General features: G+C 64.9%; 12 protein-coding genes. 5 read left to right on the forward strand and 7 right to left on the reverse strand.

Annotated features, from left to right (window positions below):
- Window positions 1-7: 7 nt before the first annotated feature.
- Both ACZ6O0_RS16215 and ACZ6O0_RS16220 read right to left on the reverse strand, forming a co-directional pair.
- Window positions 8-898: a phosphotransferase gene (locus tag ACZ6O0_RS16215; protein WP_465765709.1), complete on the reverse strand. Its 891-nt coding sequence runs from the start codon at window positions 896-898 to the stop codon at window positions 8-10.
- The gene (locus tag ACZ6O0_RS16220) at window positions 895-2,118 is read right to left on the reverse strand and encodes a hypothetical protein (RefSeq protein ID WP_465765710.1); all 1,224 of its coding nucleotides are present in this window, start codon (window positions 2,116-2,118) and stop codon (window positions 895-897) included. The genes ACZ6O0_RS16215 and ACZ6O0_RS16220 overlap by 4 nt, the downstream gene beginning before the upstream one ends.
- Before the next feature lie 520 nt (window positions 2,119-2,638).
- Here ACZ6O0_RS16220 and ACZ6O0_RS16225 point away from each other — a divergent pair.
- The gene (locus ACZ6O0_RS16225; RefSeq protein ID WP_465765711.1) at window positions 2,639-2,899 is read left to right on the forward strand and encodes a hypothetical protein; all 261 of its coding nucleotides are present in this window, start codon (window positions 2,639-2,641) and stop codon (window positions 2,897-2,899) included.
- 51 nt (window positions 2,900-2,950) lie between these two features.
- Window positions 2,951-3,241, forward strand: coding sequence for a hypothetical protein (locus tag ACZ6O0_RS16230; RefSeq protein WP_465765712.1), 291 nt, complete (start codon window positions 2,951-2,953; stop codon window positions 3,239-3,241).
- 424 nt (window positions 3,242-3,665) lie between these two features.
- Here the strand turns inward: ACZ6O0_RS16230 and ACZ6O0_RS16235 are convergent, their stop codons facing one another.
- The 5 genes from ACZ6O0_RS16235 to ACZ6O0_RS16255 form a co-directional block, all read right to left on the reverse strand.
- Window positions 3,666-3,821, reverse strand: a complete 156-nt coding sequence (locus ACZ6O0_RS16235) for a hypothetical protein (protein ID WP_465765713.1) — start codon at window positions 3,819-3,821, stop codon at window positions 3,666-3,668.
- 339 nt (window positions 3,822-4,160) lie between these two features.
- Window positions 4,161-5,105 carry a hypothetical protein gene (locus ACZ6O0_RS16240; RefSeq protein WP_465765714.1) on the reverse strand — a complete coding sequence of 315 codons (945 nt, stop codon included), beginning with the start codon at window positions 5,103-5,105 and terminating at the stop codon, window positions 4,161-4,163.
- On the reverse strand, window positions 5,095-5,427 hold the full coding sequence (locus tag ACZ6O0_RS16245) for a hypothetical protein (RefSeq protein ID WP_465765715.1): 333 nt from the start codon (window positions 5,425-5,427) through the stop codon (window positions 5,095-5,097). The genes ACZ6O0_RS16240 and ACZ6O0_RS16245 overlap by 11 nt, the downstream gene beginning before the upstream one ends.
- 795 nt (window positions 5,428-6,222) lie before the next feature.
- Entirely contained in the window at window positions 6,223-10,650 is a 4,428-nt protein-coding gene (locus tag ACZ6O0_RS16250) for a trypsin-like peptidase domain-containing protein (RefSeq protein ID WP_465765716.1), read from the reverse strand.
- Window positions 10,651-10,673: 23 nt separating this feature from the next.
- Window positions 10,674-11,075: a trypco2 family protein gene (locus ACZ6O0_RS16255; RefSeq protein WP_465765717.1), complete on the reverse strand. Its 402-nt coding sequence runs from the start codon at window positions 11,073-11,075 to the stop codon at window positions 10,674-10,676.
- A gap of 737 nt (window positions 11,076-11,812) precedes the next feature.
- On the opposite strand from ACZ6O0_RS16255, the gene mobF reads away from it, so the two are divergent.
- The 3 genes from mobF (at window position 11,813) to ACZ6O0_RS16270 (ending at window position 16,702) form a co-directional block, all read left to right on the forward strand.
- Window positions 11,813-15,394 (forward strand): MobF family relaxase, encoded by a 3,582-nt coding sequence (gene mobF, locus ACZ6O0_RS16260; protein ID WP_465765718.1) that lies wholly within the window; start codon window positions 11,813-11,815, stop codon window positions 15,392-15,394.
- Window positions 15,395-15,497: 103 nt separating this feature from the next.
- On the forward strand, window positions 15,498-15,791 hold the full coding sequence (locus ACZ6O0_RS16265) for a transposase (protein ID WP_465765719.1): 294 nt from the start codon (window positions 15,498-15,500) through the stop codon (window positions 15,789-15,791).
- Between the two features lie 2 nt (window positions 15,792-15,793).
- Window positions 15,794-16,702 (forward strand): IS3 family transposase, encoded by a 909-nt coding sequence (locus ACZ6O0_RS16270; protein ID WP_465765720.1) that lies wholly within the window; start codon window positions 15,794-15,796, stop codon window positions 16,700-16,702.
- Window positions 16,703-16,971 lie beyond the last annotated feature (269 nt).

The following is a 16,971-nucleotide window of genomic DNA, read 5'->3' on the forward strand; positions in this document are numbered from 1 at the left end:
CCGCCTGCTACTTGTAGCGGTGCCACAGTTCGTTGGCGCCGGATCTGAGGGTGGCCAGCCGGTGCGCGTGGACCTTGGCGATGTCGGGGCGGTTGCGGAGGTCGGTGATGACGCTGGTGACTAGGACTAGTTCTCGGATTCGGCGGAGGGTTGGCCAGGCGGGGAGGGTGGTGACGTCTAGGCCGTAGGTGGTGGCTAAGGCTTCATGATCTTGAGTGGCGCCGAAGCGGAGGGCGCTGACGGCGGCGACGACCAGGTCGTAGGCGAGGGGGCCGATGCTGGTGCCGTCGAAGTCGCAGAGGACGAAGCGGCCGGCGGGTTCACGCAGGAGGTTGCCGATGTAGGCGTCGCCGTGGAGGAGGCCCATCTGGAGGTCGGGCGTGAGGGCACGGTAGTCGGATTCGATGTTGTCCCATTGCCGGGTCAGCCAGGCATGGTCGTCGGCGGTGAGACCGTCGGCCATTGCTAGGCGGCTGCGGGCGCTGCTGAAGGGGTCCCACGGCTTGAGGCCGGGCATCGGCTCGAGTTTGTGCCAGCCGAGCAAGGGTGCTGCCAGCTCGGCTCCGGTCCACGCGGGGTTGCTGCTTTCGAGGAGCTGCCAGATTGTGGCCGAGTAGTTCTCGAACAGGACGGGTTGGATTAGGCCTGGCGCGAGCCTGACGGCGGGCGCGTTGTGGTCCTCCAGCCAGATGGCGGTTCGCGCGACGTGGTCGGCCCGCTGGCTGGCCAGGTCGCCCGCGCCGAACCTAACGACCACGCCTTGGTTGGGAAGTCGGTAGACGGCGTTGTTGGTGTACTTGATGAGTTCGGCTTCGTCCGGGAGAAGGCCGGCTTCTTGGCAGATGCCCTTCAGTGCGTGCCTGAGCCGCTGGTCGAGCTCCGGGGACAGGTTGGTCATGCTGTGAGTGCCTTCGGCGCGGTCGTGCGGACGGATTCGAGCTGGTGTAGCAGGTCCACGGCGTCGGAGTTGTCGCAGTGTTGTGAGGCTGCGGTGCCGATTTCGGCGAGGCGGCTGAGACCGCGGCCGCTGCGGAGATGCTGCGCTTCACTGATGACGTCACGAGCCACGTCGATGCCAACGTCCAGCTCGTTGGTACGCAGGAGGTTCGTCGACAAGATGATCCGATCGAAGGTCCGGCTTCGGCGCGACCTGTCGGGACCGGATTCGGTGATTGCCTGCTGTGCGAATCCGACGGCGCGTACGGCGTACTCGTGGGCTTGTGCATCGTCCTTCGCATAAGCCGACAGCGAGTTGTACACCAGTGCCTGATGTCCGGTGTAATCGCCTGGTGTGAAGTACAGCGTCGTCCACGGGGAGACTCTGCGCCTGTCGGCACGGCCCATCTCGTGTTCTGCACGAGCGAGAGCATCGACGACGTGGTCGTGCTTGCCGAGCATCGCATACGCCAAGGCTTCGTTGGCGTGCAGTCTCGCGACTTCAGCTGGATCGCCCGCGTCCTGCGCGGCGAGTTGGCCAAGTTGCAGCATCTTCAACGCCTCCACAGGCTGGGCTTCTTGCATGCTCACCCGGCCCAGCCGGTACAGGATCGACGCGGCCAGCGAGGGCTCGTCGGCGTCCTTGGCCAGGACAAGAGCGTTCATCAGGAAGCGTCGAGCCGCGGCTTGATCGCCGATGTCATGGAACGACCAACCGAGCATGCTGCTGAAGTCCGCGAGGGACACCTTGAGGTCCCGGTGCGTGCGCTGATCCGCGGTGGAGTGCATCATCCGCCGTACGTAGCCGTAGAAACCGCGAGCTGCGTCGACCGCTGCTCCCCCGCCGTAGCGCTGATCGAGTTTCCGGAACTCGGCGGTCATCGACACCACTTGTTCGACGTCGGTCTCGGTGATCACCGGCGGCACAGCGGCCACACAGTTCGGCAACTCGGGCAGCCACTTGCGAGCTTGGTCGTTCACCGAACCGAATGCCACGCTCGCCACCGCGCCAGCAAAGTCTCTGCGATCGTCGCTCGTCAGCTCGCGGGGCCTCTCGCCCTCGCCTTGACCCGTTGAGCTGTATGCGAGTCCCATCCGTCCGCGCGGGATCTCGAATGCGTCGGCAATGCGCTCGAGGACGTCGTACGCCTTGACCTGGCGGCCGTTGAGGATCTCCGACACTTCGCCTTGGGATTGGTATGTCCGCGCGCCGGCTCCAGCCATGCCGCTGCAACCAGCGGAAGATGCCCGCCACGTCCCGTGACGCCAGAACAGGACGCAGCTCCGGGCGATCCCACCACGAGGAGTCGAGCAGCGGCTGCGGTGCCGTCATCGTCACTCCTTGTCCCTAGGCGGCTCTGCGAAGTTAGCCCGCGCGCATCCGATCCGTCTATCGGCATCGCCGATAGGTCGCCTCGATGAGCACAGCCGGTAGTGAGATTCGCGGCCGCGGCGCCATGGTGTGAATACAGAGCGTTACAACAACCAACGAAGGACGCCATCATGACGACGCCACTGTTCATCGTGATCTGCCTGACCGCGGGGCTGACGATCGCAATGCTCACCGATCTGCTCCGAGACCTGTCCGGCCGTAACGAATGACATGGCGGCTAGACAGATGACCAGCAGTCTTGCAGACACAGATCACCATGTGCGGGGCGACGGCATGCGGGCGTACGGCTACGTCCGCAAGCACTTCCTCATGAACGAGACGGAGTTGGCGAACGCTCGGAGGCTCATCGTCGAAGCCGCTCAAACTTGTGGTGTGCAGCTCGTGGCGATTCATGTCGAGGAGATCGAGACATCGCCAGAGGCCTTCCACGATCTGCTCGCTGTCGTGATGCAGGAAGCACAGCGGATGATCATCACGCCCGATGTCCAGCACCTCGCGGTAGCCGGCGACCCGTCATCGGTCAGACAGCGCCTCGAGTCGAACGGCATCACGATCGTGATCGGCAACTAGGCGCTGCAAGGAACGCACATGCCGGCCACTCCAGCCCTCGGATTCATCTCTATGCACTTCGTACGTAACACCGGCGAGCTCCTCACGGTCCACCGACGGCTGAAGGCGTTCGCGGCTGAGCACGGCCTTCAGCTGACCAAGGTGTACGTCGAAGAGCCCGGACCGCCCAGCGCGGCCTTCGACCTCCTCGAATCGCTCCTGGAATCCGACGGGCAACCTCTCGTCGTGCCGACACTGCATCACCTCGCTGTACTCGGGCACCCAGCCGAAATCAGAGACCACCTGCGCGGCTGCACCCAGGAGGTCCTGATCGCCACCAAGCCGGCGGAGCGGACGTGCTGAGGGGACGTCCCTCGTGCTCCTCCAGTCCCCTGCACCCCGCGTCCGTTCCGCCGTTCCAGCCGGGAGCGCCTGACCGGCCACCTCACCAAGCCGGTCAGCTGCGCGTGCCCCAGACACGTCAACGGCGAGCTGGCACGAGACAAATGACCACAGACCTGCGGCGCGCGGCAAGCTCATCCAGTCAACACAGCCCGCAGACGGCCGGGGCAGGGCGAGGCTGCTCGCACATCCCGTCCGTGCGTGACCACCGGGTAGTCGAGGCGCGCGGCAGCGCGCAAACCGCGGGCGGCAGCGCGCAGGTCGCCGGCGGTAGCTGGCATGGATGCACCGGCGACAAGCCGGAGGGTGGGTGGGAGCGGGCGTAGCAGGTGCGTCGAGGAGCGGAACGACGAGGCAAGCGCCTGCGCAGCACGCGTGGGCTGTACTACCTGATCCGCATGCCGGAGATGGCTCGGGCGATGACCAAACGCTGGATCTCGGAGGTGCCTTCGAAGATGGTGTAGATCTTCCCGGTGCTCGCTGGGAGGTTTCGGTCGGTCGCACCAATCCGGCCCTGACCTGCGGTTTTGACACTCAGCATTTGCCATCCGTTCCTACTGGTTGCCAACGTCCCACGGAACAGTCACGGAACACCGAGGCTCAGCATGGCCCCGAAGCCTGCCACGACGCGGACTGCTCGGCTTGCTCCGCGACGCGCCTGACCACTGTCACGGACCACACCCGATGAGCACCTGCTGCCAGCCTGTAACAAAGCTGATGAAGTGACCTGGAGGGGGCTGAGTCAGCTACCTGCCCGTCTGAGTGGTAGCAGTGATGGCGCAGCAAGACCTCGTTCTCGCAAGCCCGTTGCGACCACGAGACCGAACACCAACCACCGCTCTACAAGTGCGAGGGTTGTCGAACGTGTCAATGTATGGGCTCAGGACATGCTTGACGGTTTGTCGCCAGGAGATGCTTGACGTTCGTCGAGGTTGGCGCCGGCCGCGGTGACGTGGAGCCGGGTGATGGGTTTGGTGCTTCGGCGAGGGCGGACTGCGATCTCTTCTTCGTCGTGGAGGATGCGGAGGTGGGTGTCTTCGATGACGACGGTGACGATCTTGCCGCGGTGGCGAGGCCCGAGCTTGATGCGCTGTCCGGCGACCATGATGCGTCCGCTGGCATGGACTTTTCGTTGCGCGCGAAGAGATCCAGCGGGCAGTGGAGGTGGAGGCGACGCGTAGCCGAGCATCGTCCGGAGCTGCGCTGTCGTCGACCGAAGGTCTCGCGTCAGTACGCCGGTCGCCGGCGTCGCCTCGTGGGCCGACTGCCATCTCGCCGCCAGTCGGATCACCTGAGATGGTTCGTCGGCCGGCGTGACCGGCAGAGTCGTCGAGAGACCCCGCAAGGAGCCGATGTCCGCTACGTCGACTCTGCGGAGGAACTCGAGTTCGGCGATGACCTCGACCAGGTGGCGGAAGAGTGGATCGTGGGTCGCTTCAGGCCGGATCCGCTGGGACGTAAGACTCGTGAGCGCCGCGCGTGCCCCTAGCGCCGTGATCGATGCGACCTCCGATCGAGCCGCCGTAAGAGAGCTCGGGTTATCCAGCGCAACGCACGTACTCGCGTTCTGGCTCGCCAGGAGATCGCCGCCGGCACCAAGCGATTGCGCCAGCGCATATAGCGGCCCCGCGGCGCAGTCGACATCCGTGTCCGTGAAGTCGGCCGTGGACATCTCGAGCCGAAGCCAGCGGAAGTGATGGCGAGCAGCTGTCAGCGTCGCCTGCCACCCGGCGACCAGATCCGTCGCATCGGCCCCGGCCTCGGCCGAGTTGTATGCCGACACAGCGTGTCGTCGCGCGACCCACAGGAGATCGTCATACGTCACGCGCATCCTGACCCATCCGGATATCCACAGCTGCCGACCTCAAGGCATCGGCCACAGCCAGACGCCAACTGAGGTCATCAATCGATACCTCGAACTGATCGGCCTCTCGTGCAGCCTGGTCAAGCAGCTCGGCCGGATCAGCATCAAGCTCCCCGTCGTCTGGCTCGTACGGCGGCACTCCGAGCAGTTGACAGGCTCGGTACCGACTGAACGCAGTCATCGCCCAGCGACCACCGACGTCGTTCGCCTCCATCGCCTCGACAATCGCCTCAGCCTGCATCACCAGGCTCCTGACCCGAGCACGTGCTTCAGACATGTCCATGAACTTCCTTTCGTCACAAGGAAGATGCGGCCGAAACGATCCCGCTCCAGCGGCTCCGACTAATCTGTGGATAACCACGCGTGGTACGAAACCGGCCGCCTGACCGATCAGTGGCTTTCACGGAGGCTCAACGTTCGGGCCAACTGAGCCGAGACTCAGGCCAGCCGATCAGCTCGAATTTCCCCCACCGCTGAGGCAGGGACGATGCCTAAGCCCTGAAGGTCGCTACGACCTGCGGACCGTGGTTCCGTCGCTGTCGTAGGCGATCGGCGTCCATCGGGGGGCCAACTGGTCGTCGGCGCGGTCACAGACCTCAGTTGAGGACGCGCACGGGGTCTGTCGGGTGATAGTGACATGGAAGGCGCTGGCAATCCTCCACCAATGACCGCCCCGCCGTCGGAGGCCGCAAACCCAACGGGCGATCTCAGTGATGCCTTCGAAGAATGTGTAGCCGTCGATGGTCAACCGTTACCAGTGTTTGTCAGCGTCTCACCGAGCAGCGACGGAGCAAGAACCTGCCAACAGCGACATTTCGAGCCGCGATGTGGCGTACAAGTACACGATCGTGCTCTAGCTCCAAATCTCCTCGACATCGGCGGCGCCTGGTGCGTCTTCGACGGAACTCAAGCCGAAGACCGCTGTCATTCCGCTGGCCCGTAGACCGATGCCATCGTCTCTGAGGCAAACAGGCAATGTGCGTCGTGGCGACCCGCCGCGGAATCGCATCAGCTCGACGTCCCGGTAGGAGCTTGCGCGACCAGCCGGACCGAATACCTGGCTGTACGTTGCAGGACGTCAACTCGGGGCGGACGAAGGGAATTGCGCGTCCGTGAGTTGGAGCAGCACCTCTGGAGCGATCCTTCCGAGCGGCCGCACCGGGATGAGCCAGTTTCCTTCGAGCCAGGCGTCTGCAAGTAGATGCCTGCAGACCGAGGGCTCGGCAGACCCAGCCAGTGCGGAGGCGAGTTCGGTCAGCGCTTCTGCATGCCCGTCCGAGTGGATGCCGAGGCGCAATTCGGAGGCCACCCGATCGACCAGCCAGATCGCGGAATCGAGCTGCCCGGCGTCGACGAGTGCCGAGACCAGCTCGGATCGAGTCTCCGTTTGCACGTGGCTGACCGAGATCTGGTCAACCGTGTCGGTGATCTCGTCAGCGAGCTGGAGTACCTCGCTTGCCGCCCAATCGCCTAAGACTGCGCGGAGCAGGGCGATCTGTGCCGCGCCGCGCTCGCCCGGATCGCGAATGGTCGCGGCATGCCTCCTTGCAAGGTCGAACTCCGCCGTGTGCACCAAACCAAGGCACGTCGCAGAAGCCAGTTGATCACGATCGACAAGATCGTTGCTGTCGGCGAGGGTTATTGCTCGTTCGTACTCCCCGGCCTCGACCAAGGCAATAATCAAGGCCGCCAGCGCCTCGGATCGGTCCATTGGTAGCGGGACGGTGGCCACAAGTTCCAGGCTACGATCGAATCGACCAAGCCTCGCCAGCGCTTTGACCACGGACGCGAGGGCGGCTGAGCGCCCGAAGCCTGGATCGATAGCGGCGGCGACGACCTCCGCATTGTCGATCATCCGCAGTGCCAACTCGCGTTCGTGGAGCGGGGCCGAAGCCGCCGCCAACCCGGCCATGAGTTCGACCTGCCCATCTGGGTCGGTGACCGCGCCGATATCGGCCACGACGTCTTCGCCAAGACTCCGGACTCGGTCTGGTTCGTCGGCTGCCATCACTCCGATCACCTTGATCGTTGCCTTGGCTCGCCAGTACGAGTTGGAGATAGAGCGGGCCGTTTGGATGGATCTCTCGTACGCCGCTGCAGAGGCCAGCGCCTCGCTGAGCGTTATCAACGACAGCGCCTGCGGATATGGCTCGGTGATCGTCGCGGCGACGGCCGCCGCGCGATCGAACTCGCCGCAGGAAGTCAACGCATCCGCCAACGCCGCCAATTCGTCGGATCGGCTGTCATGGTCTGCTCCGGTCGCGACGACTGCAGCGGCGCGATCATACTGACCCGCGCCGACCAACGCCCGCACAAATACTTGGCGTTCTTCCAGACGGTCACTCGCTAGCGAGATAAGGGTGGTAGTGGTTTCGTCGGCTAGATGGAGCGCGGCGTCATGCTCTCCTGCCACGGCGAGCCGGTTGGCGACGGTTGTCCTGGCCTCGGCCTGGGTGCGGTGGTTCGCAATCGCAGCAGCGGCGGCGCCAGCGCGGTCATATTCGTGCGCCTCAGCGAGCACCCTGGCCAGTTCCAGGTGGGCGCGGTCGCGCCAGTGTGGATCGGTGATGCTTGCGGCAACATCCACAGCCTTGTCGTATTCGCCGGCCTTGGCGAGAGCCTCAGCCCATGCCCGCTTCACGGCGGGCTCTCGGTATCGCCCGGCGTTGGCAGCGATCTCGGTAGCCTGGTCCCAGTGCTCTGCGGCGACCAGAGCGCGGACGAGTTCGATCTGCGCCTCGGTCTGGTCCTGCGGAGCAGTGATCATATCTCGAGCGCGACGGTATTCGCCGCAGGCAGCGAGTGCACCGACAAGTGCGATGTGGGCCGTGCGTTGTTCGTACGGATGAGTGATTGTCGCGGCAACGGCAATGGCGTCGTCGATAAGCTGTGCTCCCCGGGCCAGTTCCCCTCGCTTGGTCGCCGCCCTAGCCATGGCTGTCAACGCCTCGATCCGCTCGGACGACCTAGTCAGCGGTTTGACTGTGTTCCGGGCATCTTCAAGTCGGCCGGCGCCCACAAGCGCAGTGGCCAGCGCGATCAGGGACTCGGTGCGATGACGGCCGTCAGCAATCCCACCAGCTGCGGCCTCGGCATGCGCGAAGTCTCCAGCGTCTGCGAAAGCAGGCACGACTGACGCGAGCGCCCGGTCGCGCGAGTACGGTCCGCCGCTGTTCGCCACGGCGAACGCTCGATCGTGCTGGCCCGCCTTGGCCAACGCGGCCGCGAGAACCGACAGCATCCGAGAACGTGTGTAGCCGTCCTCCACGCTCGTCGCAGCCGATTCCGCGCGCTTGTACTGCCCGGCCTCGGCGAGGCCCTCGACCAAGGCGATCAAGACGTCGTGCCTGACGAACTCGTCGACCTCCTCGTCCGCAGCGGTCGCGACGATCGCTGCTCGGTCGTACTTCCCGAGTTCCGCTAGCGTCTTAATGAGGTCTGCGAATGCTTCAACCCTGCGAAATTGTTCGGGGATTGCTCGTGCCATGGCCAAGGCTCTGACGGGATGGCCGAGCCTGGCCCACAACGCAGGCAGGGCGGTCGGCATGTCACGGTTGCGGTCGGAAAGGCGATCCCGGTGGAGGGCGAGCGTCGCGATGGCGAGGAGATCGGGTTCGTCCGAGCTCGCCAGAATCGTCTGAGCAGTGCGTATTTCGTTGAGCGTGTCGGCGTCGCTTCCGGTGGCTAGGTAAATCAGGTCATGACGCCGCGGGTCCAGCGCGAGCGCAGCCAGCCTGTCCGGTTCATGGAGCAGAGTCAGCAGCTGGAAGTACCCCACCAGCAGGTATGTCGGAGTCGTCCCAGGCCAGCCCTCGCCGCCGACCTCATCCGCCCAGGAATGCAGCTCACCGCGATACTGAGCGATGCTTCTCGCGAACAGTTCATCTACGGCCGCCTGAAGTGTGAGGTGCGTAAACGCCAGGGTGTCGCCTGCGGGCCGGTCCTGTTCTCGGCTAACGCGGATCGTCCGCGGGAACCACACGGCGACTTTCGCGGTGAGGTATTCCAACGAAGGAAGGTCTCGGCGGGGCTTGCCGCGCTGCATCCAGAGTCTTAGATCTGCAGTTGTCATCTGCCCACCACAAGCGGCGAGGCGGCCGACCACTTCATATTGCAAGTCGTCAGACGCCGATCGCAGTGCGTCCTGGATTTCCTGCGCAGCCAGAGAACGGATCTCGGTCGCAGCCTCCGAAGGAACAAGAACCTCGACGTGCGCGTGTAGTGGGTGCCGCTCGGTCAAACGAACCTCGATGCGGGAACGACTGGCGACGACAAGTGAAACCCCTGCCGGCAAGGTGTCTGGGTCTGGCAGCCATGCCGACAGCGCTCGCGCCTCCGCGGGGTTGTACTCGTCCAAGCCGTCGACGATCAGCAGCAGCCGACGGAGCCGTTGCCTGCATGCGGCCGCTGCCGCGGGAAGCAGATCATCGAGCAGATCGGAGACGCGATCAGACGTCTGCGCAGGTGAGCTGTAGCCCGTACGTCCCGCGAGGGCCGCGAGCTGCGAGTTCAATACGTCGAGCGCGTAGTTCGCAGTGTTGTCCGCCGACGCGGCCTGGAGGAAGCAGGCAACTGCATCGGTGTTCTCTGGGGGATGTAGAGCGAACCAGGCCAACAATGCAGACTTGCCCGCGAAGGCATCTGCTTGCAACCAGAGCCACGACTCATGAGGATCCGCGGCGAAGCCGCCTAGCCTGTGAAGCTCGTCGTCGCGCCCGATCAGGATGGATGGGGTCAACTCCCGAGCACGTCGATTCGCGCGTGTAGCTGTCAACTCCCGCAGAGGCGTCGGCGCGATCACCGGCATCGACTCAGCGAGCTGTGGTACCACGTCGGACCATGCAGAGATGAGTGCGTCAGGGTCTCTGAACTCGCTGCCCGGCGGGAGTCGCAGCGGTCGGACGGTCAACGTGTGTAGACCCTCCGCGTGGTGGTGCTGACCGATCACGCCGATGAGATGGCCGGACGCAAAGACTGCCGAACCCGACATGCCCTGCCACGGCGAGCGATCTTGGTCAGCATGCGGAGCGGGGCCAGCGCCACCAGTCGTGAACTCGAAGGTGCCGGTCTTGGCGTTCGCTGCACCGACGATGTGCGCTGTCGCGTAGTGAACGTCTCGCAGGTACCTGTCCTGCTGACCGGGCATCGGTCGCAACTTGAACCAGGGAAAGCCCGCGGCGACGACTGGCACCTCGGCCGCGGATTCTCGATCGATCGCTCCGAACAGCGGCGGGATGAAGTCGGCCGGAACGGACTGCACCGGTACAAGTGCCAGATCCAGTTCAGGTTGCAACCGCACTGCGGCTGGCTCGACCCCGATGCCGTCTTCAGCGCGCATCCGGGACGCTGCCCCGAGCCAGACGCCGATCTCGGCAGCACTGGAAACGACATGCGCAGCGGTGAGCACCCAGCCGGGCGAGACCAGGTAACCTGATCCTCGCGATGAAGATCCTGAGTGATCGGTGACAACGATCTCAGCAAGGCAAGCCTGCGACGGATGCCTCACCGCTCTACACCTTCAGCATGCACTCAGCTGGGCCCAGCTGGCAGCTCTGGCATTGCAGGGCGCTCCTCGTCTGCGCCCAGCTCGCCGTCGACATCGAGGCCGCGGCCAACCTTATGGGTATGCCCCGTGACATCGGTGACTGTGTCCTCGATCTGTGGGGTGAGCACGAGCTTCAGATGCTGCGTCCGGACCCGTTCCGAGCCGACGGAAGCGGAGACCCCCGCCTCCCCGAACTCAAGCACCCAGAATTTCGGCTTCGCCCTGGCATCCGCATCAGCGGACATCTCGACGGTGTACGCGATATCCAGGGACAGCTCGATCTGATCCACCCCCAGCTTCAGCGTGTCACCCTTCGCACGCTCCTGCGCTGTCGCGAGCTCGTCACGTAGCGCGGCGATAAAGTCCGCCAACTCCAGGTCCCCCACCGCGGTCTCCCTCTCTATTCACCTTACTCGAACAGCGTAAGCGTTGAGACGCACCGCCACTCAGCGCGGCACGCTCGGGTGCGGCACGTCTTGGCGGCCAGACCCTGGGTGCGGACCCAGCGCGAGGCAGGCGAGTCGCTGACGGCAGTCGCTGTCCATCTCATCGAGAGCCGCCCTGACCAGTCTGGTTCGGCTGTACGACATGGGCCGTTGGGGCTGGCGTGAGGACTCTGAAAACCAGGACGCCTGCAGCGTCGGTACCGAATGCCGTTCGCTACAGCGGCCAGGAGAGCGACGGCCAAGGTTGAGGTGGACACCGTCAGCTGTTCGTCCGCTGCAGCTCGCGCAACGTGCCTCGGACGCGGACACCGAGGCCGTGCCGCCGGGGCCTCCTGCCGGACGCAGACCCACGCGCTCGCAGCAACAATCCAACCGCCCCCGAAGACCCCTGTCTTCCACGTCTACCGGCTCGCCCGCACCAGTGTCCCCGACCCTCATCCGCCGCCGCAGCGACGGAGTCGCAAGCCGTTACACGTCTTGCATTCAGGGAATGCTTCAGCTGCCGGAGCGGCAGCAGCGAGGCATCTGCGGCGCGGCGTTGAACTCACATGAACCTCAGCTCCGAAGCCTCGGGCCATCCTCAGCTCAAAGCCCTGCGTGCCGGAATCCTCCTCTGCCACTATCAGTACCGGTCGCTGACTACGCATCGCGTCCCGCAGGGAAAGTGGCGCTGACCGATGCTCAGTATTCACCGACTGACGGCAGGCGAGGGATACAAATATCTGCTCAAGCACGTGGCGACAGGAGACGTCGATCGGCGCATGGCTACGACGCTGACGGCGTACTACGCGAGCTCCGGGTATCCCGCGGGGAGGTGGTTGGGCAACGGCCTCTTCGGGCTGGGCGACGGCCAGCTGAGGGTCGGAGACGAGGTGACCGAAGCTCAGATGGCATCGCTGTTCGGGCGAGCCGAAGATCCCGTCACTGGGACCGTTCTCGGCCGACCGTACCGGGTCTACAAGAGCCCTACGGAGCGCATGACCGAGCGAGTTCGCGCGCTTGACCCTGAGCTGGATCCGGCACGGCGAGAGCTCGCGATCGAGGAGATCCGCGATGATGAAGCCAGGCGAAGGACCAAGCAGGCCGTCGCCGGTTACGACCTCACCTTCTCCCCCGTCAAGTCGGTATCGGCGCTGTGGGCGACCGCGGACGTGGGCGTACAAGAGCAGATCGTTGCCGCCCACCACGAAGCGGTCCACGACGTCATCGGCCTCGTCGAGCGGCAAGCTCTGTTTACCCGAACCGGCGAGAACGGCGTGGCGCAGCTCAACACTCGCGGTGTGATCGCGGCGGCGTTCGATCACTGGGACACCCGCAGCGGGGATCCACAACTTCACACCCATGTCGTCGTGGCAAACCGGGTTCAGGCCTCGACTGACGCGCAGTGGCGCACGATCGACGGGAGGGTCCTGTACGCCGCGACTGTGGCGATGTCCGAGGTCCACAACACGCTCCTCGCAGACAACCTCAGCCAGCGACTCGGCGTCGGCTGGCAGCTCCGGGAGCGCGGCGAGCGCCGCAACGCCGCCTTCGAGATCGACGGGATTCCCGATGACCTGATCAGCGAGTTCTCGTCACGGACGGAGCAGATCGAGGCAAATCTGGTGGCACTTCTGGCTCAGCGCAGTGACGAGAGTGGATCTCTCGGCAGACGCGACATGTACCTGCTGAGACAGCAAGCGACCCTGATGAACCGTCCCGCCAAGCACCTCGCGAGACCTCTCGCCGACCTCATGCAAGCTTGGCGCGAGCGCGCCGACCGAGTCACCCACGGACAGGCCGCAGCCGTCGTTCAGGATGCCCTGAACCGGGTTACAGAACGCCCGCTGTCGGCGGACGATCTCAGCCCGGAGACAATCCAGGCGTACGGCGCAACCACGGTGCTGGCCCTACAGACCAAGCGGTCCACCTGGACGCGCTGGAACCTTCTCGCTGAAGCCGCACGCCAGAGTCGTCTCGTGCGGATGGCCAGTTCAAAAGACAGGTTCATGATGCTCGAGGCAATCGTCCAGAGCGCCGAAGGCCAGTCGATCAGCATCTCCCCTCCAGTACTCTTCACGTCGCCGGCGCACCGGGCCGACAACCAGAGCGTCTTCACGATCCACAACGGCGAGATCTTCACGTCGCCGGTGATCCTGGGTGCCGAGAGCCTATTGCTCGATCTTGCGCGCACGATGACCGGACCGACCTTGGAATCGAACGGTTATCGACATGCAAACTTGAGCGAGGACAAGCTCCAAGCGCTGCTCCGAGTCGCTTCAAGCGGCCAAGTCGTCGAGGCCCTTGTCGGGCCGGCCGGCGCAGGAAAGACTCACCTGCTAGCCGCACTACGCACCGCCTGGGAGACCGAACACGGCGAGGGATCCATCCTCGCTCTAGCGCCTTCGTCAGCGGCTGCAACGATCCTTGCGGACACCCTCGGACTGTCCGCGGACAACGTCGCGAAGTGGCTGCATGAGGCCGTTGGGATCGGTGCGGACCAGCGGAGACGATGGATCGGCGAGCTCGAGCGTGCAGCTCAAACAGCCGATGAAGCCGGCCGACGACGACGCCATCGGCGAATCGTTGGCGAGCTCGCTCGCGTACGGACCGAAGACGATCGATGGCGCTTCCGGAGAAACCAGCTCGTGATCGTCGACGAGGCGTCCATGGCCGGAACGATGGAGTTGGCGGCCCTCGCTCGTGAGGCCAATCGGGTCGGAGCCAAGCTACTCCTCGTCGGTGATGACGCCCAGCTCGGAGCCGCCGACACCGGCGGAGCCTTCCGACTCATCGCGCGCGACACGCAAGCCGCCGAACTCAGCGACGTCTGGCGATTCAGCAACGACTGGGAACGAGAGGTCAGCCTTAGGCTCCGCGATGGTCAGCCGGATGTCATCGACACCTACCACGAACACGACCGCCTGTCGCACGGTTCACTCGAGAACATGGAGGACGCCGCCTACCTTGCTTGGAAAGCCGACACAGCAGCAGGCGAAACCAGCCTTCTCATAGCCTCCGACAACTCCACCGTCAGCCGGCTAAACGCCCGCGCGCGCCTCGATCGCATCACCACCGGCGAAGTAGAGCCCGACGGAGTCGTCCTTCACGACGGCAATCACGTCGGCGTCGGCGACCACATCGTCACCCGCCTCAACAACCGACGTCTTCGCATCGGGCAGCGCGGATTCGTCCAAAACGGCAACCGCTGGACAGTCATCCGCCGCTGGCATGACGGCTCCCTTACCGTCCAGAACGACGACCTCCAAACCGTAACCCTCCCCCGCACCTACGTCCGAGAGTCCGTCGAACTCGCCTACGCCACCACCGCCCACCGAGCCCAAGGCGCCACTGTCGACAGCGCCCACCTACTCGTCACCGACAAACTCACCCGAGCCCTCATGTACGTCGGCATGACCCGCGGCCGCAACACCAACCGCGCTTACGTGGCGACGCACACCACCACGGCCGAGCAGCACGAACCCCAGTTCCCCCAAACCCTGCAAGACGTCCTCGAGGCGATCCTTCAACAAGACGGCATTGAACGTTCCGCGCACGAGATGATGCGCGAGGAACTCGACAACGCCACCCGCCTCGACCGCCTGGTCCCCATCCACGAACACCTCAGTCAACTCGAGGCCCGCGAACGCTACCGTCCTGCCATCGCCAACTGCGGCCTCGATGCTATCGACCAAACCGCCCTCCAATCCTCCCCCGCCTTCGGCGCCCTCATCGCAGCCCTCCGCCGAGCCGAGCACCTGGGCCTAGACGTCCCCACCACCCTCCAGGAAGCCGCAACTCAGTCCTCCCTATCGACCGCCAAAGACCTCGCCGCGGTTCTCCACGCCCGCGTCGAACGCGTCACCAACCGAACAGAACGCCGCACCAATACCGCGTCAACTTCGCTCCTTGCTGGCCTCGCCATACCCTCCACCCACGCCACCAATCCGACCTACAAGGCTGCTTTGCAGGAACTCGAGTCCCTGATCAGCCAACGCGCCGATTGGCTCGTAGACGAAGCCGCGTCAGCACACCCTGCCTGGTATCGCATGCTCCTCGCAGCGCCTGCAGCAACTAGTGACGATGCACGCGACCTGATACGCGACGTGGCGGCCCACCGCGAGCGTTTCAACGTCCGGAGCGACGACATCCTGGCTCAAGCTCGCCCCGACGACACCTGGCACGCGAATCACCATGACAGCCTGGCGCGAAGACTCCAGCACATCGGCCTCCGGAGCGCGCCACTGCCCACCGAGTGCGCAGTACCCGAGTTGCTTTGAACTCCTTCAACTCCGCTGCCGACGGTACGAACTGCAGCGTCAGCGCTGGCGAGATCTGGGTTTCCCCTCGTAACGCGGAGACATCCCCTTTGAGGTGAGGGTGATGGCTGAGGTGAGACGGAAGTTTGATCGGGAGTTCCGCGAGGGTGCGGTTCGGATTGTTCGGGAGACGGGCAAGCCGATCGCGCAGGTGGCCCGGGAGCTCGGCGTGAACGCGGGCACGCTGGCGAACTGGGTGGCCAGAGACAAGCGGGTCCACGGTGGTGACGGTCAGTTGAGCGAGGACGAGCGGGCCGAGCTGGCCCGGCTGCGCAAGGAGAACGCGGAGCTGGCGATGGAGCGCGATGTCCTCAAGCGCTCGGTGGCCCTCTGGGTCAAGGACGCGATGGGCCGGTAGCCGTGGCCGCGTTCATCGCCGCCCAGAGGGAGCAGTATGGGGTGCCGCACGCGGTAGCGTGCCGGGTGCTGGGAGTGTCCCAAGCGTGGTTCTACAAATGGCGCCAGGTAGTCAAGTACGGCGACGCCTCGGCGCAGCGTGCGCGGCGAGAGCAGCTCAAGGTGGCGATCCGAAGACTGTTTGCCCAGCATCACGGAACCTATGGTTCGCCGCGGATCACCGCCGACCTGCGCGACGAGGGCTGGCGAGTCAGCAAGAACACCGTCGCGCAGCTGATGCGCGAGCTCGGGCTGCAGGCCCGGCGCAAACGCCGCCGCAGGCACACGACCCGCCCAGGCCGGGGAAAGTGGCGGGCACCCGACCTGATCGGTCGTGACTTCCCTGCCGGCACGGTGAATCGCAAGTGGTACGGCGACGGCACCGAGATCCCCACCGACGAAGCCAAACTGTACTTGGACTCCGTGCTGGACATGGCGTCTCGGCGCATCGTCGGGTTCAGCCTCGGTGAACACCACAACGCCGAACTCGCCTACAACGCGCTGGTCATGGCCGTCGCAGTCCGCGGCGGCAAGGAAGCGATCACCGGGGTGATCCTGCACACCGACCAGGGCAGCGAATACACCGCCGGCACCGTCCGAGCCGCCTGCGGACGGCTCGGCATCACCCAATCCATGGGCCGGCCCGGCTCGGCACTCGACAACGCCGTCATCGAATCCTGGCACTCCACCCTGGAGTTCGAACTACGCAGCCTCGAGCACTTCCACACCTTGGCCCAGGCTCGCACCCGAATCGCGGCCTGGATCGAGAACTACAACCACGACCGGCGCCACTCCGCCCTCGGCATGCGCTCACCGATCGACAACGAACTCACCCACCTGGGCAACAACCACCAACCGGAACAAGCGGCATGAAACGACCAGACCCCCGCACGCCGAGTCTGACCTCGCCCTCCCCGGCGTCAAGACCACGCCCTCCGGGTGGCCTCCGGCCAGCCTTGACCCCGGCTCCGGGCGAGCCCCCAGGCCACCAAGCGGGAGCCGGCCAACAAACCGAAACAACAAGATCAAGTCTCTAGGGTTTCAGGGGATTGCCAATCCCAGGACCGATCCGACATTTGCCATGACGATAGGTTCCCGGTGGACCGACCGACATGCTGACCAACTCGCCGACAACTGGTGGT

This window comes from Kribbella sp. NPDC048837, assembly GCF_055586945.1.